This window comes from Priestia veravalensis (genome assembly GCF_001457055.1).
GTDB classification, from domain to species: domain Bacteria; phylum Bacillota; class Bacilli; order Bacillales; family Bacillaceae_H; genus Priestia; species Priestia flexa.
In genome coordinates this window covers 1-22706 of record NZ_KQ758682.1, presented here as the reverse complement: position 1 = coordinate 22706, position 22706 = coordinate 1, and the positions used below count along the sequence as shown (strand labels likewise).

At 36.5% G+C, this 22706-nt stretch carries 20 protein-coding genes and 3 pseudogenes; 19 read left to right on the top strand and 4 right to left on the bottom strand.

What is annotated here, in order from left to right:
• Positions 1-264 (top strand): IS66 family transposase (locus tag AS180_RS16850; protein ID WP_139109217.1); only part of this gene is annotated, 264 nt, incomplete at its 5' end.
• 282 nt (positions 265-546) lie between these two features.
• Here AS180_RS16850 and AS180_RS16845 read toward each other — a convergent pair.
• Positions 547-777: pseudogene (locus AS180_RS16845) on the bottom strand (DUF3898 domain-containing protein); the annotation flags it as partial.
• 104 nt (positions 778-881) lie between these two features.
• Here AS180_RS16845 and AS180_RS16840 point away from each other — a divergent pair.
• The gene (locus AS180_RS16840; protein ID WP_025907935.1) at positions 882-1961 is read left to right on the top strand and encodes a type I restriction endonuclease; all 1080 of its coding nucleotides are present in this window, start codon (positions 882-884) and stop codon (positions 1959-1961) included.
• Between the two features lie 193 nt (positions 1962-2154).
• Positions 2155-2271, top strand: a pseudogene (locus tag AS180_RS21790) (aminopeptidase); the annotation flags it as partial.
• A 56-nt stretch (positions 2272-2327) separates the two neighbouring features.
• On the opposite strand, the gene AS180_RS16835 reads toward AS180_RS21790, so the two are convergent.
• From AS180_RS16835 to AS180_RS16825, 3 genes are all read right to left on the bottom strand, one after another.
• A complete protein-coding gene (locus tag AS180_RS16835; protein WP_061786358.1) occupies positions 2328-2615 on the bottom strand; it encodes a hypothetical protein in 288 nt (95 codons plus the stop codon).
• A 1-nt stretch (position 2616) separates the two neighbouring features.
• Complete coding sequence (locus tag AS180_RS16830; protein ID WP_062687182.1) at positions 2617-3171, bottom strand: hypothetical protein; 555 nt, start codon at positions 3169-3171, stop codon at positions 2617-2619.
• A gap of 290 nt (positions 3172-3461) precedes the next feature.
• A complete protein-coding gene (locus tag AS180_RS16825; protein ID WP_025907932.1) occupies positions 3462-3956 on the bottom strand; it encodes a hypothetical protein in 495 nt (164 codons plus the stop codon).
• Between the two features lie 352 nt (positions 3957-4308).
• Here AS180_RS16825 and AS180_RS16820 point away from each other — a divergent pair, with 352 nt between their 5' ends.
• The 16 genes and pseudogenes from AS180_RS16820 to AS180_RS22755 form a co-directional block, all read left to right on the top strand.
• Positions 4309-4713 (top strand): hypothetical protein, encoded by a 405-nt coding sequence (locus AS180_RS16820; RefSeq protein ID WP_062687181.1) that lies wholly within the window; start codon positions 4309-4311, stop codon positions 4711-4713.
• A gap of 362 nt (positions 4714-5075) precedes the next feature.
• Positions 5076-5414 carry a PadR family transcriptional regulator gene (locus AS180_RS16815; protein WP_025907930.1) on the top strand — a complete coding sequence of 113 codons (339 nt, stop codon included), beginning with the start codon at positions 5076-5078 and terminating at the stop codon, positions 5412-5414.
• A gap of 1 nt (position 5415) precedes the next feature.
• A complete protein-coding gene (locus tag AS180_RS16810) occupies positions 5416-5760 on the top strand; it encodes a DUF1048 domain-containing protein (RefSeq protein WP_025907929.1) in 345 nt (114 codons plus the stop codon).
• 303 nt (positions 5761-6063) lie between these two features.
• Positions 6064-7074, top strand: a complete 1011-nt coding sequence (locus AS180_RS16805) for a glycine-rich domain-containing protein (protein ID WP_025907928.1) — start codon at positions 6064-6066, stop codon at positions 7072-7074.
• A 152-nt stretch (positions 7075-7226) separates the two neighbouring features.
• Positions 7227-8531 (top strand): branched-chain amino acid transport system II carrier protein, encoded by a 1305-nt coding sequence (gene brnQ / locus AS180_RS16800; protein ID WP_025907927.1) that lies wholly within the window; start codon positions 7227-7229, stop codon positions 8529-8531.
• Positions 8532-8809: 278 nt separating this feature from the next.
• A complete protein-coding gene (locus tag AS180_RS16795) occupies positions 8810-9388 on the top strand; it encodes an HAD-IA family hydrolase (RefSeq protein WP_025907926.1) in 579 nt (192 codons plus the stop codon).
• 65 nt (positions 9389-9453) lie between these two features.
• Entirely contained in the window at positions 9454-10278 is an 825-nt protein-coding gene (locus AS180_RS16790) for a thermonuclease family protein (RefSeq protein WP_025907925.1), read from the top strand.
• A 767-nt stretch (positions 10279-11045) separates the two neighbouring features.
• A complete protein-coding gene (locus tag AS180_RS16785; RefSeq protein ID WP_062687180.1) occupies positions 11046-14033 on the top strand; it encodes a substrate-binding domain-containing protein in 2988 nt (995 codons plus the stop codon).
• Entirely contained in the window at positions 14008-14718 is a 711-nt protein-coding gene (locus AS180_RS16780; RefSeq protein ID WP_025907923.1) for a LytR/AlgR family response regulator transcription factor, read from the top strand. The genes AS180_RS16785 and AS180_RS16780 overlap by 26 nt, the downstream gene beginning before the upstream one ends.
• A 193-nt stretch (positions 14719-14911) precedes the next feature.
• The gene (locus AS180_RS16775) at positions 14912-15913 is read left to right on the top strand and encodes a LacI family DNA-binding transcriptional regulator (RefSeq protein ID WP_025907922.1); all 1002 of its coding nucleotides are present in this window, start codon (positions 14912-14914) and stop codon (positions 15911-15913) included.
• Between the two features lie 317 nt (positions 15914-16230).
• Positions 16231-17052, top strand: coding sequence for a sugar phosphate isomerase/epimerase family protein (locus tag AS180_RS16770; RefSeq protein ID WP_025907921.1), 822 nt, complete (start codon positions 16231-16233; stop codon positions 17050-17052).
• A 131-nt stretch (positions 17053-17183) separates the two neighbouring features.
• Complete coding sequence (locus AS180_RS16765; RefSeq protein ID WP_025907920.1) at positions 17184-18365, top strand: levoglucosan dehydrogenase; 1182 nt, start codon at positions 17184-17186, stop codon at positions 18363-18365.
• Between the two features lie 183 nt (positions 18366-18548).
• Positions 18549-19727, top strand: a complete 1179-nt coding sequence (locus AS180_RS16760; protein WP_025907919.1) for a Gfo/Idh/MocA family protein — start codon at positions 18549-18551, stop codon at positions 19725-19727.
• Complete coding sequence (locus AS180_RS16755) at positions 19724-20695, top strand: sugar phosphate isomerase/epimerase family protein (RefSeq protein ID WP_025907918.1); 972 nt, start codon at positions 19724-19726, stop codon at positions 20693-20695. The genes AS180_RS16760 and AS180_RS16755 overlap by 4 nt, the downstream gene beginning before the upstream one ends.
• A 129-nt stretch (positions 20696-20824) precedes the next feature.
• Complete coding sequence (locus AS180_RS16750) at positions 20825-22102, top strand: MFS transporter (RefSeq protein WP_025907917.1); 1278 nt, start codon at positions 20825-20827, stop codon at positions 22100-22102.
• Positions 22103-22529: 427 nt separating this feature from the next.
• Positions 22530-22706: pseudogene (locus tag AS180_RS22755) on the top strand (IS701-like element ISPlan1 family transposase); the annotation flags it as partial.

The window sequence follows — 22706 nt, the reverse complement described above, 5'->3', positions numbered from 1 at the left end:
GATAACAACCCCGCTGAAAATGCCATTCGTCCAAATGTTATTGGTCGCAAAAACTGGCTCTTCTCCGTGAGTGAAGCAGGCGCTAATGCGAATGCCATTTGTTTGAGTTTGGCTGAAACGGCCAAAGCAAACGGAATTGATTTTTATCAGTACTTGGTAAAGCTGATGACGGAATTACCTAATATATCGTTTCATCAACACCCTGAGATTTTACATAATTACATGCCATGGTCAGAGAATATTCAAGCCACATGTGCAAAATAGCCAGCTAACTGAAAAAAATTCAGTTAGCTGGCCGTTCGTCGTGCGTACCGTGAAGGTGCGCTATTTTTTATATTTCGGGCTTACAGAGAAGTTAAAAGGAAACCTTACATTACGAACCTTTAAGACAATTTTTCAAAATAATTTATGTCATACAATTGTTTAAAAGAGCGGTCAGATTTGTGGTCACTAAATTATCTTGAAACCCTTTGGTAATACTATCTTTAGATTATAACAATAGTCACAAATTTTTGAAAAGAGCTTAGTTTTTATTCTTCCCAACGCTTACTGCTGATTTTTTTCAATAATCCCGTGCAAATCACCTGGCTTATGAAACTCAATCGGAGACGCACCTTTTTCAAACAGAATCGATTCCGCTTCAATTAACGCCACGTAGCGTCCGTTCACTTTCGCTAAGTGAATATTTTCCCCGAAATCAGCTAACAGCCCTTTAATCTCTGTTTCGCCAAGCTTCATTTTAAGCTCTGCATCAGGCGTATGCTCGACGGTATGAGCGTTAGCTTTCTTCCACCATGCCTTCTTCAGGCATGTAGAGGTATTGAAATGATTTCATAGTTTCCCTTTTTAAGCATAGTAATAGTACATAGGGGGGAGATAAAATGGAAAATTTCATTCAACAAATTAAAACTCTTTCTAGCAGAATTGAAAGAATTAAAGATAACATTAAGACTGAAGAAGCAACAAAGACATCTTTGATTATGCCTTTGATACAAGCATTAGGGTATGATGTCTTTAATCCCGAAGAGTTTGTTCCAGAATTTATAGCGGACGTTGGTATAAAAAAAGGTGAAAAGATTGATTATGCAATCATGGATAGTGGAAGTCCAGTAATATTAATTGAAGCGAAAAGTGTACATGAAAAACTTCTAAAGCATGATTCTCAACTATTTAGATACTTTGGAACGACTAAAGCTAAATTTGCTATTCTAACGAATGGTATTGAATATAGATTTTATACAGACTTAGAAGAGCCAAATAGAATGGATATTAAGCCCTTCTTTGTTTTTAATCTACTTGAATTTAGAGACAACGATATACATGAGATAGCAAAGTTTAGAAAAAATGTGTTTAATGTAGAAAATGTTCTCACTACAGCCTCTGAACTAAAGTACACAAGTGAAATCAAACAATTTTTAAATCAACAATGGGAAGAACCAAATGATGAGTTTATTAAATTTATTTTGAGTGATGTTTATCAAGGTGTGAAAACAAAGAAAGTGATAGATAATTTCAGGGAAATAGTAAAGAAATCTTTAGCACAATTTGTAAATGAGAAGGTAAATGATAAGCTTCAAAAAGCTTTAAACTCCTCCGATACCAATGAAGAACATGTAGTAGAAAAGGAAGAAGTTCCAAAGAATGAAAATGTAGCTGAAGATAAAGTTACTATCGAAACCATTGTTACAACTGAGGAAGAAATAGAAGGGTATGTTTTTGTAAAGTTGCTATTAAAAGAGGAAATTGACTCAAATAGAGTTCATTATCGAGATAATAAAAGCTATTTTAATGTGTTATTAGATGACAGTATTCGAAAATGGGTTTGCAGGCTAGGGTTTAATACAGCTAATAAGTATATACAAATAAATGATGAAGAAAAAACTATTTATAAATTAAATAATGTAGATGAGATTTCGTTGTACAAAGATAAAATACTGGAAGTAGCAAAGCAATTTCAGTAAAGAAGTACAAACAAATATGTAATAAGAATAAAGATAGTAAAAAAGGAAAGCAAAACAATTTGCTCTCCTTTTTATTTAGTGTATTTATGAAGAGCCTGTGTTAGGAAACCGTTAATAACAAGCTTGAGAGCATGAATTTTGTGGTCACACAGTGGTCACGGATTGGTCACAGAACCCTAATTTTCCACTATAAAACGACAGCATCACCCACGTTGACTTCATGATTGGCTCAGCTGAAATGGACATCGACGGCATCAAAGCTGACGGTACAAGCGAGCCTGTGTTTAGAAAAGGGAACTGGGCGTTTTAATCAAAGCAAAACCACACCGGTTATAGGTGTGGTTTTGCTTTGGTAAACTAAATAGGTTAAAGCTTTTCTAGCCAATCCTTCAGCCATTGAACTGGTATTTTAATCAAGTCTAAGTTAAGAGTTTGTAACTCAGATAGCGTGAACGTATTTGAAAGAAACAACTCCCACTGAGCGTCTATATCTATTGCTTTATCATTCAACAAAAGGTTTTGATTATCACCTTCATCGGTTTCATGTATGTAGAGAGAGCACCAATCCACCAACGTTTTGTGAGAGAGTTCTTGATTTACAGCAAGCGTAATAAGAATATGTAAATTTTGAGATGAAAACTCATGACGATTCATATTATAAAACGCTCGCTGCCTCATTAATTCTCATTGCGGGATCTTGATCATGAAATCCAATACAAACGTTCACTTTAGGAAAAGCATTCACCTCATTGTAAGCTCTCATGTATTCTAAAACTGTCCGTACAATGAGATAAAGTGTTGAGCCTATGGCTTCGTTTGTATCGTCGAAGCCATGAGATTCATATAAATTGCCAAACGTTGCTAGACTGGGTCCATTTATTTCATCAACCCATTCACATGCCCACTCATCATCGTCCTCTTCAAGTGGCTGATAATCTTCACAGATAAAAAGCGTACTATCCCAATCATTATCTAAGTCGTACTCAAAGTAAATGGCTTTGGCACCTTCAGAATATGCAACTGTTAAACCATGAGCCAAGAGATCTTGTAATGCCTCTTGGTAGTCTTTTAATGAAACGAGCTGAATAGCTTTTGCTATATCAGTTACGCAAAGTTTTGTGCAAATATCAAAATAGCGCTGTTCAATTTCTTGTATAGGAGAAGTTTGTATATCTTTTTGTAGCAGGTCTAAATAATCATAAATATCCATTTGCACCGCTCCGTTCAGTGTAGGGTATACTTATTTTACCATACTTAAACAAATGAATAAGCACAAAGAAAGCAGTACTCAATCCGTACTGCTTTCTTTGTCTTCTTTTTTATTTCCTTTAAACATATGATAATACGTAAATGCTAAGCACCCTGCTCCGGCGAAGGAACAGAAGTACTTTAGGAATTGAATTGGATCGATGATGAAAACCTCCTTAGATTGGGTATGTATATGATATAGCTTGTGCAATAAAAGGAGGTTTATGATACCGATAAGAAAAAATTACCATATTATAGTTCGTAAGGCTCGCGGAACGCAAGGTGATTTTGTAAATCTTCAATACCTAACGCTTTGTTAAGCGTCTTTTTCATTACATCATATTGATAGATATGGTGAAACTGATTCTTTTTTGGCGTGCTGCAAACAATTGACGCTTCCGCTCCATTTTTATTTGTGAAATGGATTGTCAGTTCTCCAAAATAACGCTGGACAGGTGCACCTTTAACGCCTTTTTCATTTTTGACGTGCTTGATAAATTCAGCACGCTGAATGCGGTGGAGAGGAATCATAGCTACTCGGTTAATTAATAAATGCTCTTCATACATTTCAATTTTTGAAATGGCAACTTGATCAATTCCTTCTGCTGATTTTACTTGCCCAGTAACTGAAACGATAGGCTTATGAACAGTTTGGTCATCCGAGCGTGGATTGGTTTTTAGAAACCAAAGTCTTGCCAGTAATGCAAGAACAGCTGCTGCTAAAAAGCTGATGATTAGTAAGTTCATTTCGTTCCCTCCCTTTTGACTTCAAAAAGCATATTACGTGACGTCAAGTAACAATATGATTACAATTTATGTATAGGTTCGACAAGAAAACCAGACAATCCTTCTTTATCCAATAATTTTAGCCACATACGTTAAATAACTATAAAACCCTGCATTATCAACGATAAAATAAAGAAATGGTGCATTTTAAGCAAGAGTTTTATGGTAATGTATGGTTAAGTGTTTACATAGGTACTTTCTCATATTTTGATTATGTTACAAATTTTACACATATTTTTGAGTCGTTATCGTGTATAATCACTTTTGTGCAACATGATCACGATATACATAAAGGTGTAAGGAGGCACACATTTTGTCTTTAGGAGTAAAGAAAATTATATTACTTATTTTACTTGTGGTTTGTTTAGGCCTACTTGTCGTGCAGTTTACGAATCGAGGAACAACGCCAACTGCCAAGCAAGCTGAAGAAACGTTAGATAAATTACCAGCGCAAGAAACTGTTAACGAAAAGGTGAAAGGCGATAAAGAAGAGCGTAAATACCGAGTTTACTATATTACAATTGATAAAGTAGAAGATGGACGCTACTATGGAACGACAAAAGAAGGAACTGGTATTTCATTTTTGGAGGCAAAGGTAAACGAACCGCAGCCAAAAGGGCTTGAAAAAGGTGATATCGTCAAAGCGTATTTTGATCTAGAGTTCAGTACAAACGGTATTGTGAAAGTTGAAGAGGTTGATGAAATTCCAGAAGAATAGGGTTTAATAAAAATAAGCTGAATGGCAAACAAGTCGTTTCATTGAAGAGACATAGGGAATAGGCTATTAAGTAAAAGACCAAATCGCATAGATTTGGTCTTTTCTTTTATCTTATATAAAAACGATTAGTCATGATTAAAATGAAAAGATAGCTATTGATACTTAACCATTCTTGAATAGGAGGGTCAGTCTAAATAAGTTAGAAGGTCTTATATCTCATTAAACATTGCTTGTTTCTTGACTAATCACTAATATGTGATACTATATAGTGGTAGTTAGTATTACTTATTAGTGATTTATAAAACATCTTTTATGTAAGAGTTTAATCAAAATAATGTAAAGTACCAATGGAGGGTGAACATTTGGAAAATATTACAGAAATGCTAAAAGGGGTGCTTGAAGGCTGCGTCCTTGAAATTATCAGCCGAGGCGAAACGTACGGATATGAAATTACGCAGCAATTGCGTCAGCTTGGCTTCACTGATGTAGTTGAAGGAACAGTGTATACGATTACTATGAGGCTTGAGAAAAATAAGCTTGTAGACATCGAGAAAAAACCATCCACTATGGGACCACCTCGAAAGTTTTATACACTTAACGCAGCGGGACAAGAGCATCTTGAAGCATTTTGGACGAAATGGGATTTTGTATCAAGCAGAATAAATGAGTTAAAAGTGAAAAGTATAAAGGGAGGTAAATAACATGAATTTCTTTGAGAAAATCATTGGAAGTTTGGATGAAAAAAGAGAATGGCGAGCGATGGAATCTCGTGCAAAAGCACTTCCAACCGAGTATCGAAACGCTTATAAAGCCATTCAAAAATATATGTGGACAGCTGGTGGTGGTCCAACCGATTGGGAAGGAAACAAACGTATCTTTGGCGGAATTATCGACCTTTTTGAAGAAGGAGCAGCAGAAGGGAAAAAAGTGACGGATCTCACAGGCCAGGACGTAGCTGCTTTTTGCGATGACCTTGTGCAGGATGAGCAAACATGGAAGGATAAATACCGAAAAAGATTGAACGATACCATCGGTCGTGGTGAATAAATATCGTTAAAGTAAAGACGCTTTCGTAAAATAAAGGAATACAAAAACGCTAGGGAATCACATCCCATCCCAAGCGTTTTTTATTTGTGAATTTCTAGAGTTAATCGGTTAGTTAAGAAGTCTTCTTAAGCTTCTGAACAAGTGAACTCCAACATTCGGGGTTCTTTTTTGAATGAAAATAAACATTATTCACCATATCTATTGTAGTAAAAAAGATAGTTACCTTGACATATTTGATATATGGTAAAATATACAATATAGGTAAGAGATAGAGATTGAAGAGTGAGGAGAGAGAAAATAAAAGTGGGAGTTCTAATTATTGTAGCAGCAGTTATTATTGCTGTAATTATTATTGTGAAATCAACAAGGAGCCAAAAACCAAAGCGATCATTTCTTTATGACCGAGAAGTGCCAAATCACCTCGGTATTCGATATGGGGAAAAAGGAGCTGCACTCGAAGAGAGTTTCGAAAGCTCTTTATCTACTTCATATATTGAACAGGTGAAGGAAAGAGTGGCGAAAGAGCACGAGATGAAGCCTCATGAAATAGAGTGGGCGACCTTTGAGCTTAAGCGCTACTTTGTAATGAACGCTATTATTAAGAATGTCCCCATGTTTAGCTCCAAAGTAGATGATGTGTGGCATGAAATGATTATGTTTACGATGGACTATGAGCGATTTACAAAAGAATTTTATAGCCGGTTCTTACACCATCAGCCCAATACGAACAGTGAAGCAAGCTCTGAGCCAGGGAAGCGTGCGTTCTTTGACTGGTTGTACACGCATTTGTTTGATGTAAAAGATAATAGTCGCCTTTTATGGGGGCGGTTTTTCCAACATCCTATTCCGCGTTCTATACTGAAAGATTTTCATCAACTATCCGAAGAAAAGCTAATTGATAAATATTTTACGCCTTCCGACGAATGGGATGAACTTAAGACAGCGCTTATTCGTCAAATGAAAGGTGAAATTAAGCAAGCTGAACATCTAAAGCAAAATGCTAAAAAAGAGCCGTTCTCTAAAAAGTCAAAGAAAGTAACAGAAGCTACGCTATTTCAAGCCTTTATTTTTTATTCCTTATATGCAGCTGAAGACTTTGGCTATTATATGGATATGTTGATGAAGCGGCCGGAAGCATCAGATAGTGGAACATACTCCAGCGGCTATGCTTGTTCCACACCCATGGATGATTACGACCATAAGCACGGACACGGTGGTCATGACAACAATGATTCGTTTTTTGATGGTGGGGGAGATAGCGGAGGGTCAAGTTGTTCGAGTTCAAGCTGTGGCAGCGGATGCGGTAGTTCGTAACGAATTTTTTGAAAAATAACAATATACGTATTGACAGTTTGTTTGTTGTTCGTTAAAATTACACTTTGTGTATGAAATATCTACATTTTTCGACAATACACTCGTCTCATTCGAGAGGCGAGTTTTATTGTGTAAAAGGAGCATATAACGAAATGAAACAATTAACTGTTAAAGACAATATCGTAATTGGTTTCATGCTGTTTGCGCTGTTTTTTGGAGCTGGAAATCTGATTTTCCCTCCTTTTTTAGGGCAGGAAGCAGGAGAAGCATTTTGGCCAGCGATGATTGGCTTTGTTTTAACAGGAGTAGGACTTCCAATACTAGGTGTGATTGCAATTTCCACAGTGGATAATGGAGTTCAAGCACTAAGCGGTAGGGTACACCCGATATTTGGACTTATTTTTACAACCGTATTATATTTGATGATTGGACCGTTTATGGGAATTCCACGCGGTGCGAACGTAGCTTATGAGATGGGACTAGCACCATTTTTAGGAGAAAACGTAGGTGGTGTATCTCTAGCGCTTTTTTCAATTGCCTTTTTTGCACTTGTATACTGGCTTAGCTTAAACCCAGCAAAAATCGTAGATCGAATTGGCAGTTTGCTAACGCCATTTTTATTACTGACAATTGCTTTAATTGGTTTTACAGGATTATTCAATCTTGAACCGTCCTTCGGTAACGTAACGGAAAAGTATGAAAGTGCCCCATTTTTTACAGGCTTTATGGAAGGGTATTTAACGATGGATACCATTGCTTCATTAGCGTTTGGAATTGTGGTGATTTCGGCAATTAAAGCCAAAGGTATTACGGCGAGAAAAGCCATTATAAATACGACGATGAAAACAGGTATCATTGCAGGTATTGCCTTATGTAGCGTGTACATACTCATTGGTGTATTAGGAGCGAGAATGGGAAGTGTGTCCACGTTCCGAAACGGAGGCGAGCTTTTAACAGCAGCAGCAGAGCAATTTTACGGAGCTGCGGGTGTTATTTTATTAGGAGCTACTGTAGGGGTTGCTTGCTTTACAACGTGCGTTGGGCTAATTACAGCTTGCGCTCAGTATTTTACAAGTATTCTTCCAAATGTTTCTTATCAGAAAATTGTTACAGTACTAACGATTGGGAGTTTACTGCTAACAAATGTGGGACTTAACCAGATCATTTCTCTATCTGTTCCGATACTGACTATGATTTATCCGCTAACGATCATGCTTGTTGTGCTTTCGTTTTTTCACTCTTATTTTCAAGGGTCAAACGTTATCTATATTAGTACGCTTTTATTGACAGGAATCGTTAGCGTATACGACGGACTTGTACCAGTAGGATTGCCGTCCATATTTGCTTGGTTACCTTTATACACTCAAGGGTTAGGGTGGATTGTACCAGCAGTGATTGGCATTGTGATTGGTTTATTATTTATCCCAAAAACAAAAAATTCTTCTCGTTTAACTTAATCGTCAGAATATTTTGTTCAAATTAAGCTGAAGACATATAAAAAGAGCGAAGGAGAGAATACTACCCCAACGTTCTTTTTATTATTTCAGCCATTCTTTATTTTCTCGTTTGAGTTTGATCGCTAAATCAGCAATAATATTTTCTAAAAGCGAATAACTAAAGTCGAAAAACGAAAATGACAAGAAAATGATAATTAAAAACGAATTCGAAATTCAAATGACATCGAGCCAAAAGTTTGGTATGATTAGAACGGTTTTGAAAAAGAGAGGTTGATAAGATGAACATTTTATGGGATTTTGATGGTACCATTTTCGATACATATCCAACAATAGTAAAAGCATTCAAAAAGCTTGTAAAAGACGATTCCGTTACGGAAGCTGAAATCTTGAAACAAATGAAGATTTCATCGGAAGTTGCGATTAAGCACTTTAATGTGGAAAAATCAGTGTTTGATGAAAATTTCCATGTGCTTGAGCATCAGCTAAGTCCTGAAGACAAGCCGGCATTTCCCCATGTAGAAGACGTACTAAAGTGGGCTGATAAAAACGTGATTGTAACGCATAAATCACGCGAGTCTACTCTTGCTATTTTAGCGTACTTTGGGATGGAGGACTATTTTACAGAAATCATTACAAAAGACGATGGATACAAGCGTAAGCCGGATACAGGAGCTTATGCGTATCTTCACGATAAATATCATCTTGATTTAGTTATTGGTGACCGTGAGTTAGATTTAAAACCTGCGCGTGAGCTTGGTATTAAAACGTGTGCTTTTCAAAACGATGCGCTTGAAGCAGATTATCATTTAACGTCATACGATCAATTTTTTAACAAAGTTATAGACAAAAACTCGTGATAAGCGATTCGCGAGTTTTTTGTTTTTTATGCATAAATGGAAGCAAAAGTAAGAGGTGGAATGAATTGAATAGGTTACAAAAGACGCTTGGTTTTCTCCTGATTTTAATACTCGCAGTTCTAAGCGGGTGTGGAACAGAAACAAGTGAATCAAACGAAAAGAAAGCAGCGCAGCCGACAGAAGAAGAAACAAATGTAAGTCAGTCCGGAGATGAAAACGAGGTGGAGTCTTCACTGAAGCGTGAAGACGTTATTGGAGTAGCAGCAAAGGTTACGAGAGTAGTGGATGGAGACACAGTCAAAGTAGAACTTTTAAATGGAAAGGAAGAAACGGTACGTCTCATTCTCGTAGACACCCCTGAAACAAAGCATCCGCAGCTAAAGGTTCAACCGTTTGGACCAGAAGCATCTGACTATACAACAGAGCACTTAACAAACCAAGAAGTCACGCTTGAGTTTGATGCAGAAGAGCGCGATCGCTATGGCCGTTTGCTTGCGTACATATGGGTAGATAGCAAGTTGTTTAATGAAGAGCTTGTGGCAAAAGGTTTGGCACGCGTAGCGGTCTTTCCTCCCAATACGAAATATGTGGACGAATTTCGTAAAACGCAGGATCAAGCTCGAAAAAACAAGTTGGGTATCTGGAGCATTGAAAACTATGTAGAAGAAAAAAGCTATAACTCTGAAGTAGCCAGAAGTATAAAAGAAAAAGAAGAAGACGAATCAGCGGAGCTAAACGAGCGCTGTGAAAATAAAATTAAAGGCAACAAAAATTCAAAGATTTACCACGTCCCAACTGGTGCCCACTATGACCAGAAGATGAACAACGTGCAGTGGTTCTGTACGGAAGAAGAAGCAGAGGAAGCTGGTTATCGTCAGTCAAAGAATTGATGATTCTAACATTAGATTGTTTTTAGGCTGTTGAGATGAAATTGCTCAGCAGCCTATTTTATGCTCTTTGGAAAATACCAAGACAAAATCCTCCTTTCACCCTCATTTTTCATCGTTTCCGCTAAATAAACGTTGTATGTTATTTCAGCCCACATAGCAGTAGTTGCCCATAGAGTTTTAGTAATCAGGTTCTTCAATTCAACAGAAGGTCCGACGAAGTGGGCGGTTGAAGATGAAGGATTCGGTGGCGAACAAAGTATCTCATTAAAACGTACATCCACAGGACAAGCAGTGGTTAATATTCAACAAGATTAGTTGTGACACTATGCGGACACGCAGTAGAGTATTGATTTGTAACTTTTCTACATGTGAAACAAGTTCACTGGGGTTTGATGACTCGTCAAAAGCAGAAGGAACAGATGAAGAAAAATGTCATTCATAATTCTATGCTTTTATGTAACGCTCCATAGACGAATTAACGAAATAAATATCTTTCCTTTTAGTAATATCAAAAAGACGAGTCCCTGTTTTAATCCATTCCTTCTTTAATAAAGGCCTGGCAGCCTGATGGGTAAGTATTGTTAGACTAATCAATATGGTCAAGCTTATAATAAGAAAAGTATAATTTGTAAAGCGATTACAATAATCATTAGAAATAAATAATTGATTCCAAATTAATTTTCAAGTATTGTAAAAAAAACTTAAAGTAAGGGATTCATCATATAGAATCCATATTATATTTTTTTAACTAACTAGGGGCGAAACAAATGAAGGATTCCAAATATATTTCACAACCAGGCTTTGCTGATACTGGGATGATTTTTAAGTTTGTACAAAAAAGCAACGAATTTATTCATACTTTTGTCGAGGGAGAATTACTGTATAGATTGGGAATTAATCGAGAGGATATGGTAGGAAAGACGCTTCATGATTTTTATTGGGATGATATTGAGACTGCCAATTTACTAGATGGTTATTACAAAAAAGCATGGGAAGGACATTACATTGAATATGAAGGTAAATTTAGAGGTATCTATTATGTAACTTATTTAAGACCTTTATTTCATAAGGATAAAGTAGCTGAAGTAGTCGGAACTTGCGTGGACATTACTAACAAAAAGATTATGGAAGAGGACATTCTTCAAAAAGAACAAGAACGAAAATTAATGAATTCCTATGCATTCCAGCGTAGTTTGATTGACCGGTTAGATAGTGGGATTGCACTAACAGATTGCAATAAAAAAATAAGGCTCTTAAATAGGAAATTTTACGAACTTTTCCAGTTGAAGGGGGAAATTGATTGCCATATTGGGATGCATGCTTCGGATTTACATTACGTTTTTGATAAAGAAATCAAGAAAATTAAACTCGAAAATACAGAAAAACGAACGAGAACTACGAAAGAAATTAAAATAGATACAGGTATGACACTACGCTACAATTGTTTTCCTTTAAATGAGGAAAATGATTTTGTAGGCTACTTGTGGGAGTTTGAGGATATCACAGAACAAAAAAAAATGGAAAGAGCCATTATTCACGCAAAAGAAGAAGCTGAAAAAGTGAATATGGCCAAATCAAGTTTTTTGTCTAAGATGAGTCATGAACTGCGTACGCCGCTGAATGGAATTCTAGGTTTTGCTCAGTTATTGGAGATGGATGAATCTTTAAATGAACAGCAGCGTGATTTTGTACAAGAGATTTTAAGTGGAGGAAGCCATTTATTAAGTTTAATTAATGATATTTTAGACGTGTCAAGAATAGAAACAGGAAATTTAAAAATTTCTGTAGAGGAAGTTCATCTTCTAACTGTCATCAAGGAATGTATCAATATTGTACAACCACTGGCTAAGAAGAAGAATATCAGTATTTATAGCCAATTGGATCAATGGGAAGATATGATCGTTCTTGCTGATCCTATACGTCTTAAACAAATCTTGCTGAACCTACTTGATAATGCTATTAAATACAATCAAGAAAATGGAAAAGTCATCGTTTTCTGTCGTTTACAAGAGAATAAGCAGTACATTCATATCGTAGATACAGGTGTGGGTTTTTCTGTAGAGGAATATACTAAAGTGTTTGTTCCATTTTATCGAATTGAAAGTACAAAAGAAGAAGGTACAGGCATTGGGTTATCTTTAGTTAAACAGCTGGTGAATCTAATGGGAGGGGAGATTAATGTAACAAGCACTAAAGGAACAGGAAGTGAGTTTTGCTTTAGCCTTCCTCTTCCCAATGATTTAAAGACTGTCATACAATGGGGTGAACAAACTGAGTTTCCTCCCACAAATAATAGGAAGGAAGATAACTATCGTTTGCTATATATTGAAGATAACGAATCCAACTTGCACTTAGTAAGTAATATCATTAAATCGCAGCCTTCCTATACGCTCTTATCAGCTCGTACGGGAAAAGAAGGAATAGAAATTGTAGCAAACGAAAAAATAGATTTGGTTCTTCTAGATATTAACCTCCCAGATATTAACGGATATGAAGTATTTGAAATTTTAAAAGCAGGCAAAGAAACCAAAGATATTGCTGTCATCGCTGTAAGTGCAAATGCAATGCCAAAGGATATTCAATATACGTTGGATAAAGGATTTGATAACTATTTAACAAAGCCCATTCATGTACAAGAGTTTTTGACAATCCTAAGTGAAACGCTAAACAATACAATTAATCAAAATATTCCAGATCATAAGATTTTAAGTACAGGACCACATGGCGAGGAAGCTGTCTCAGCAAAAACACTTCGGTTATCTTTGGAAGAGCTAAAAAAAATTAAGAAAAAGAAATATAAGGCTGCTATTGCTATGCATTATACTGGAAGTGATTGGTCAAGGTCTCAATTGGAAGGAATGCAAACTACTTTTGAGAAAATGGGCATCGAGATAGTAGCTATGACAAATGCAGAATTTAAATGGAAAAAGCAAGTAGCTGACATTGAAAGCATTTTAGACAAAAAACCGGATATCCTGGTGAGCATTCCAGTTGATCCAGAATTGACTGCAAACGTATATCAAAAAGCGGCCCAAGCTGGTGTGAAGCTGGTGTTTATGGACAATATACCGAATGGTTTGCAGCATGGGAAAGATTATGTAAGTATTGTTTCTGCTGACAATTATGGAAATGGCATTGAATCGGCCAATATCATGGCTGAGAAGTTAGATAGAAAAGGTAAGGTTGGGATTATCTATCATGAGGCTGATTTTTTTGCAACCAAACAAAGAACGGAAGCATTTGAAAAAACTATAAAGGAAAAGTACCCTAACATTCAAATTGTCGATCGCAGGGGAATTACTGATTCGAATGATGGAGAAAAAGTGGCATCTGCTATGATTGCTGAACATCAGGATTTAAATGGTATTTTTATTGTATGGGATGTACCGGCTGAAGGAGCTTTGAGGGCAACTCGTACTGCAAAAAAAAGCAATTTAGTCATTACGACAATAGATTTGGGTATGAATGTCGCCTTGGAAATTGCACAGGATGGACCTATTAAAGGACTAGGTGCCCAGCTACCATACCAGCAAGGAGTCGCCGAAGCGATTCTAGCAGGGTATGCCCTGCTTGGAAAACAAGCGCCATCTTATGTAGCCGTTCCGTCTCTAAAAGTAATGAAAGAAAATGTAATTGATGCTTGGCAGCTCGTTTATCATGAAGATGCTCCAGATATTATTCAAAGTGTTGCGAAATCAAGAAACGCTAGGGAAAAGGGGGAACAACAAGATGAAAGTATTAATCGCAGACGATGATGTTACCTCAAGAAAATTGTTAAGGTACTTTATTGAGAGTTTATCCAAATATAAAATTGTCGGAGAGGCCGCCAACGGTGAAGAATTGATACACTATGTTACGAAAGAAAAACCGGATCTTGCTTTAGTAGATATCGGAATGCCCTTATTGAATGGGATGGAAGCGGTTAAAGCATGTAAAGAACTTCTCCCGGCTTTACAAGTTATTTTTATTACTGGCCATGATGATTATGCACTTGAGGCATTTAACGTAAAGGCAGTGGACTATATTTTAAAGCCAATTGATAGAAATCGTTTATATAGTGCTTTAGAGAGAGCCTCCCAAGCGTCTATTTCACTAGTTGATAAAGAACATTCATTTAAAAAGGATCTAATGATTAAACAGCAGAAAAATATAATTTTTATTCCATTAGAAGAAATTATCTTTATTGAAAGACTTGATCGGAAATCTGTCATTCATACTAAAAATGGTAAATTCGAGACAAATGAAGCTTTAACTAGCTTGGAAGGTGCCGTTGATTCTAGGTTTATGATATCTCATAGATCTTATATTATAAATGTGGAACTTTTAACAAGAATCGAAGCAACGGGTCAAATGTATAAAGCCTATTTTAAAGATTATAAGGAAACTGCAAGGATTTCCAAGCATAAAGTAGACAATCTGCAAAGGTACAAATTATTATAAAACATGGAGCTCAGCAATAAGTGCTGAGTTTTTTTAATTTGTTGTTTTTTTGTTTATATGGATAAAAACGACGCTTAAAAGGAAATTTAAAGAGTTTGAATCTCAGAAAATGTTGTCTGAATCCAATTAGACAATATTTTTGTATGCGATTACAATTCTGTTATAGAAAAGAACAAGAAAAGAGAGTCGTAAAATGGTGCGAATAATAGATGTAGCAAAAAAAGCAAATGTTTCAACTGCTACAGTGTCAAGAGTACTAAGTAAACCTAACACTGTAACGGAAGAAACGACTGAGAAAGTATTACAAGTAATTAAAGAATTAAACTATCAGCCAAATGCATTAGCTCGCCAGTTAAGAACATTAGAAACCAAAACCATTCTAGTCATTGTACCTGATATAACAAATCCTTTTTTTTCTAAAGTATTAAGAGGAATTGAGTCTGTAGCCGTCATAAACGGATACCAAGTTCTGCTTGGGGATACGGGCAATGATTTGGAAAGAGAAAATGGGTATTTAAACATACTTCTTCAAAAAAAAGCTGATGGAATGGTTTTACTAACGGCGAGAATGAAATCGAAGAACATTGAGGAAATGGCTCTCAAATATCCTGTAGTTTTGGCATGTGAATATATAGAAGGTTCAGCCATCCCCACCGTTTCTATTAATAATATCAGTGGGGCTCAAAAAGCAACAGAATATTTGGTTAAGTTGGGACATAAAAGGATAGGATTTATATCAGGTCCTCTAGATGGAGTGATAGGACAGGATCGATTAAAAGGATTTTATCAGACAATGGCACGATACAACCTGACAGTTGAGTCCATTCTAGTGCAGGAGGGTAATTTTTCTTATGAAAGTGGTTTCAATATAATGAATCAATTTTTGGGTCTTAATCATCCTCCAACAGCCGTGTTTGCAGCAAATGATGAGATGGCATTTGGAGCTATAAATGCTATTTCTTCAAAAGGATTAAGTGTTCCACATGATATTTCCGTAGTGGGATTTGATGATATAAAATTTTCATCTATTTTCAAACCGGCTCTTACAACCATCTCACAGCCAGCTTTTGAGATGGGCACGATGGCAATGAAATTACTTATAAAGTTGATGAATAAGGAAGAAATTGAAAGACATCAATACCTAATGGAAAATCAGCTTATCATACGTGATTCATGCTCAACACATATTTCATAAGGGAATAAGAGTTCTTTTGAAAATGTATCTGATGATTTAAATCTTCTTGTTTTTTAAAAAATTAAGATGTAATCGATTACAAATGGATTTTTAGTTTAGATTTCTGATAGGTATAATCGAGTACAAGTACAGATAGTAAAAACACCTTCTTCTTATAATAAATTAAAAAATACAATCTTTGTCTAGAATACTTTGTAATCGATTACATGTATTTTGGTCCAATTATTTCTTATCTAAATTAATTTAGGGAGGTGATGAAATTCCAGTATTAATACACCATATACGCATAAGGAATTTTTAAAGATAGGGGAGAAACCATGAAACTAGGATATCAGACAAATACGTGGGGTGGGGTAGTAGGGCACCCTGCCGGAGTCACTTCGATAAAAGACCTTTATTACCTTGCAAATGGATCAACAGAAGAAGCTTTAAAAGATATTGCAGAAGTTGGATATAAAGGATTTGAAATATTTGACGGAAATCTAATGGAATTTAAAGATAGAAAAGAAGAGTTTAGAGCATTGCTGAACCGTTACTCTTTAGACTTTATTGGAGTTTACACTGGAGGGAATTTTATTTTCCCGGATATTTTGGAAGAGGAATTATTAAAAATTGAAGAGGTTGCAGCTCTTGCTTCTGAACTAGGAGCGCAGCATCTAGTAATTGGCGGAGGAGCTATCCGTACGAATGGTATTTTAGAAAGCGATTACGCTGATTTAGGCAATGCTCTTAATCGAGTAGTAGTAATTGCAGAGAAATATAATCTTATTCCAAGCTATCACCCGCATTTAGGAACAAACGTAGAGGCCCCAGACCAGCTGGACAAGTTAATGGCACTAACAACGATTAATTTATGTCCGGATACAGCGCATATCGAAGCAGGTGGAGGGAATCCGGTAGAAGTAATTAAAAAATATGCAAATCGCATTAAATATATTCATTTCAAGGATTATTATAATGGAGAATTTCTTCCTTTAGGAGAAGGACATCAAAAGTTTGACCAGATGATCCAAGTGCTGAATGAGATTGGGTATGATGAATGGCTTACAGTAGAATTAGATAGCTATAATGATCCGAAAAAAGGAGCAGAAATCAGTTTTAATTTCTTATTAAGTTTTGAAACGGCAAATAAGTCTTAAGATCAAGAAGAAAGTAGCAGAGATAATATATTAGGAACTTGAAGCCTAATTTACCATAACGATATAGCAGATGTTATTTAAAAGATAGTAGATTCGAATAAATAGACTGCTTTCATAGGAGGAGAATAAAAATGAAAAAGTTAAACGTAGGTATGATTGGCGGAGGATTTATGGGGAAGGCGCATGCACTTGCTTATGCAGGTATGCCAATGTTTTTTTGGCCAGCACCAGCAATTCCTCAACGACACACAGTCGTTGATGTGACCGAAGAGTTAGCAAAAGATGCAGCAGAACGTTTAGGATTTGAAAACTATTCATCTGATTGGAGAAAGGTAGTAGAAGACCCTGAAATTGATATTATTGATATTGTAACACCAAATGACTCTCATGCAGAGATTGCCATTGCAGCTGCCAAAGCAGGTAAACATATCATTTCAGAAAAACCGTTAGCACGAACTGCAGCAGAAGCAAAAACAATGCTTGACGCAGTAAAAGAAGCAGGTGTTAAACATATGGTCGCATTTAACTATCGCAGAACACCAGCCGTTGCTCTAGCAAAAAAATATATTGAGGAAGGAAGAATTGGAAAGATTTTAAACTTCCGAGGCACATACCTTCAAGACTGGTCTGCGGATCCTAACTCGCCTTTATCATGGCGCTTCCAAAAAGAACGAGCTGGTTCAGGTGCATTAGGTGATATCGGAACACATGTGATTGACTATGCAAGATATCTTGTGGGTGACATTTCAGAGGTAATGGCTATTGCAAAGACATGGATTGGTGAAAGACCGATTCAAAGTGGCGGTGTAGATAAACTTGGAACTGTAAAAGCAGAAGCTGATGTACCAAAAGGTAAAGTTGATGTAGATGATGAGTTTTCAACTTTAATTAAATTTGATAACGGCGCAGTTGGAAGTATTGAAGCGACTCGTAATGCCTGGGGTCGCAACAACTTCTTAACATTTGAAATTCACGGAGAGAAAGGTTCATTATACTTTAACTATGAACGCCGTGATGAGCTTCAAGTATGTTTCTCCGATGATCCAAGTGACAGCCGCGGATTCAGAACGGTTTATACAGGACCTGCACATCCATATGGAGAAGGTCTATGGCCAATCCCAGCATTAGGGATTGGCTACGGGGAAACAAAAATTATTGAAACATATGATTTCCTCAAATCAATCGTTGAAGATACAAGCGTATCACCAGATTTTGAAGACGGTTATCAAATCGCCGTTATTTCAGATGCTATCCTTGAGTCAGCTGAAAAAGGTATATGGATTAATCTTACAGAAAATTTAGTGAAAGCTTAAATATTAGTTTAGTAGAGGCTAGTCCTAGTAGACTAGCCTTTATTAGAAATAGAGTTGTTGATTTGTGATTCGGATCAATAGAGACAAGTCAACAAACGGCTATAAAGGTTTTAATTCTCTTTTTAGCTACTACGGAAGTAACAGAAATCATGGAAAATACAGTTTATTAAGGTGGAGAAAGAAATGGAAAAAATAAAAGTTGGAGTTATTGGGACAGGGTTTATTGGGCCTACTCATATTGAGGCTATCAGAAGACTCGGTTTTGTAGAAGTAGTTGGATTAGCAGAACATGGTCAGGAAGTAGCAGAAAAAAAAGCGGTTGAACTTGGAATTCCGAAAGCTTATGGGGATTATCGTGACATGTTAAAAGACAGTGATATTCAAGTTGTTCATAACTGTACACCTAATCATCTTCACTTTCAAATTAATAAAGAAATTATTCAAGCAGGTAAACATGTGTTATCGGAAAAACCATTAGCTATGTCTAGTGAAGAGTCTGCCGAGCTATTGAAATTAGCTAAAGAGCACCAGGTCGTACATGGCGTAAACTTTAACTACCGCCAATTTCCGATTGTAAAACAATTAGAAACGATGATCAGAAACGGTGAGTTAGGGAAAGTCAACTTAGTACACGGAAGTTATTTACAAGACTGGTTATTGTTCGAAACAGACTTTAATTGGCGTTTAGCTCCCGAAGTCGGAGGGAAATCACGAGCGGTAGCAGATATCGGTTCTCATTGGTGTGATACAGTTCAATATGTAACAGGTAAAAAAATCGTCGAAGTTTTTGCTGATCTAGCAACTGTTATACCGGTAAGAAAAAAATCTACTTCTCAAGGATCTACTTTTGGGGGACAAAAAGGACAAGAAGAAGCATATGAAGATGTTCCGATTAACACAGAAGACTATGCATCTGTTCTTGTACGTTTTGAAGACGGGGTAAAAGGCTTATTTACTGTGTCTCAAGTAAGTGCAGGGCGAAAAAATAGGCTAAGCTTTGAAATCGCTTGCAGTCAAAATTCTGCTTTTTGGAATCAAGAAGAGCCAGAAAAGCTGTGGATTGGCTATCGAGATCAACCAAATCAAACTCTTCTTGCAGATCCTACTTTATTTAATCCTGAAGCAAAATCGTCCATTCATCATCCGGGGGGCCATAATGAAGGTTGGCCAGACGCATTAAAAAATGGATTGTTGAATTTCTATACCTTTATTCGAGAAGGTAAAAATCCTTTAAGTGATAAAGCCACTTTCGCGACATTTGAAGATGGACATATGTCCATGTGCATTACCGACGCCATTTTAGCAAGTCATGAACAACAAAAATGGATGAAAGTGAAGGTAAAGCAGGAGGTACGTGCATGAAATTAGGGGTGTTTACAGTTCTTTATCAAAATTTACCTTTTGAAGAGATGCTGGACAAACTATGTGAAATGGGTGTAGAGGCCGTTGAATTGGGCACAGGCAATTATCCAGGAAACAGTCATTGTAATCCCGATGAATTACTAGAGAACCCAGAGAAATTAAAAAGATTTCAAGTTGCCCTTACAAGTAGAGGACTTACAATAAGTAGTCTAAGTTGTCATGGCAATTTACTGCACCCAAATAAGATGGTTGCCAAAAAGGCTCATGATGTGTGGAGAAAAACAGTTTTATTAGCTGAACGTTTAGAAGTGCCGGTGATTAATGGATTTTCTGGGTGCCCGGGTGACCACCCAGGTGCCAAAAATCCGAACTGGGTAACCTGTTCTTGGCCGCCGGAATATACGGAAATCCTAGATTGGCAGTGGAATGAAGTAGTCATTCCTTACTGGAAAGAGGAAGTGAAATTTGCAGAGTTACACGGTATCCATCAAATTGCGCTTGAAATGCACCCGGGGTTTGTTGTGTATAACCCTGAAACTCTCTTGAAATTAAGAGAGCATGCTGGGCCAAGTATTGGAGCTAATTTTGATCCAAGCCATTTGATTTGGCAAGGGATTAATCCAGTAGAAGCCATTAAAAAACTTGGTCGAGAAGAGGCTATTTTTCATTTTCATGCAAAAGATACGTATTTGGATCAGGCAAATATTAGTGTTAATGGAGTATTAGATACAAAACATTACAGTGATACTTTGAATCGTTCGTGGACATTTAGATCCGTAGGATATGGGCAAAACGAAAAAGTATGGAAAGATATGGTGAGTGCGCTTCGTGCGGTAGGATATGACTATGTGATATCCATTGAACATGAAGATATGCTAGCTTCGTTAGATGAAGGATTAAGTAAGGCCATCTCTTTATTAAAAGGCGCACAATTTAAAGAACAATTAACTGAAATGTGGTGGGCATAACAGTATATTTCCTATGTAGTTAATGATAAATACCTGGTTGGGTATTTATCATTAACCATTGAAGAGAACCATCTAATGAGTAAATGTGACTATCAGCATTGTTAAATATATAATTTTGAGGTGATTAAAATGAATGCGATTTCAAAAAGAGAGCAAAACACCAAAGGTATTCCATCAGCTATGATTTGGGGCTATATCGCAACTTTAATTTTTATGGTAGGAGATGGTCTCGAACATGGTTGGCTTTCACCGTATCTTATTGAACAGGGCTTAACTGTTCAACAATCTTCTACTCTCTTTGCAGCATACGGAGCTATATTAGCAATCGCCTCCTACTTTTCGGGTGTCCTTACAGAAGCATGGGGACCAAGAAAGGTTATGATAGCAGGCTTGGTTATCTGGTTAATAGGTCAAATTCTTTTTATTGAATATGGTCTAAAAACGCATAATTATGCAGTTATGTTACCGACTTATGCTATTCGAGGGTTTGGTTATCCTTTATTTTGCTATTCGTTTTTAGTTTGGATTACCTATCGCAGTCCTGACCGTATTTTAGCTACGGCAATAGGTCTATTTTGGGCAGCATGGAGTGGCGGTCTTTATGTTGTTGGAAGTTATTTTCCAGCTTATATGATTCCGAAAATCGGATATATCGGATTAATGTGGAGTGCGGTCGTATGGGTGTTAATCGGTGGGATAATTGGAGTTGTTGTTGTAAAAGGCCAAGTACATGAACGTGAGGGTAACGGAAAGGAAAAATTGAAAAGTTTACTCAGTGGACTAACTATTTGTATTGAAAAGCCAAAAATCGCAATAGGAGGAGTTGTTCGTATAATAAACTCGACCGGCGTAGGTGCTCTTCCAATCTTTTTCCCTCTATACTTGTCCTCTGAATATGGATACAGTACAGAAGAATGGTTACAAGTATGGGGAACTATGTGGGTGGCCAATATCTCTTTTAACTTAGTCATTCCCTATATCAGTGACAAATGGTTAGGTTGGCGAAAAACAATTATGTGGATTGGCAGTGTCGGTTGCGGTGTAATGACTCTGGTTATGCTTTATACTCCTCAAGTGTTCGGGCATAATTTTTGGGCATTAACTGTGGTAGGCATATTTTTTGGAATCGTTCTATGTGGTTATGTACCACTCTCTGCTCTAGTAAGTTCACTAGCACCTGAAAAGAAAGGCTCAGCTATGGCTATTGTAAGTTTTGGGGCTGGAATGTCTTACTTTATTGCACCTGCAATTGTAGGAACATTCATTGGTAGCATAGGTGTACACGGAGTCATGTGGATATTTGCTGGTTTGTATTTTGTTAGTGCTATTTTGATGGTATTTATGAAATTACCAGGTGAAGAAAAACAAAACAAGAGCAGTTATTCATCTGCGAAACAAGTCGGTTGAAAGTAAGGACAATCAATATGGCAGACAAGCTTTTATACTGTTTTAACGAAGTACTTAAGTGGTAGATATCATATAACAAACATAATAAAAAAGTCCTTGAAATTCAAATAATTTCATGGATTTTTTTATTTTCCTAATGGACAAGTTAACAGGTAAATTCTTTAGAGATGTTAGCAATGCATGAGGTATTTTATACTCCCAGTTAAAGAATCTCTGCCTAAAGTGTATGAATCGAATGAGATAATTGCAGAAATAAAGTATCCATCGTATTAAGGTTGTTCATATGCAAAATTAATAAATAACTGATAATGAGTAAATTCAGTTCAAAATATTTCCATCTTATAAAATAAAAAAGACAAATACGCAAACCTGGTTTAGAATGAAAGCTCTGACCCAATCATCCATCCAGAGGAGCGTTATTTGTCCAATGAATAGACTATCACATCAAGAAGAAATCTACAATGGCTTAATAAAATGGAAGCTGCCCTTTTATTTCTCAAAACCTGTCATCAACCACTTAACCCACTTTATAGATGGGATGTTGAGTGTGGGGTTTACAGGTAAACTAACGGAAATTCATTCGTTTAGTCATCAAAAGAAACAT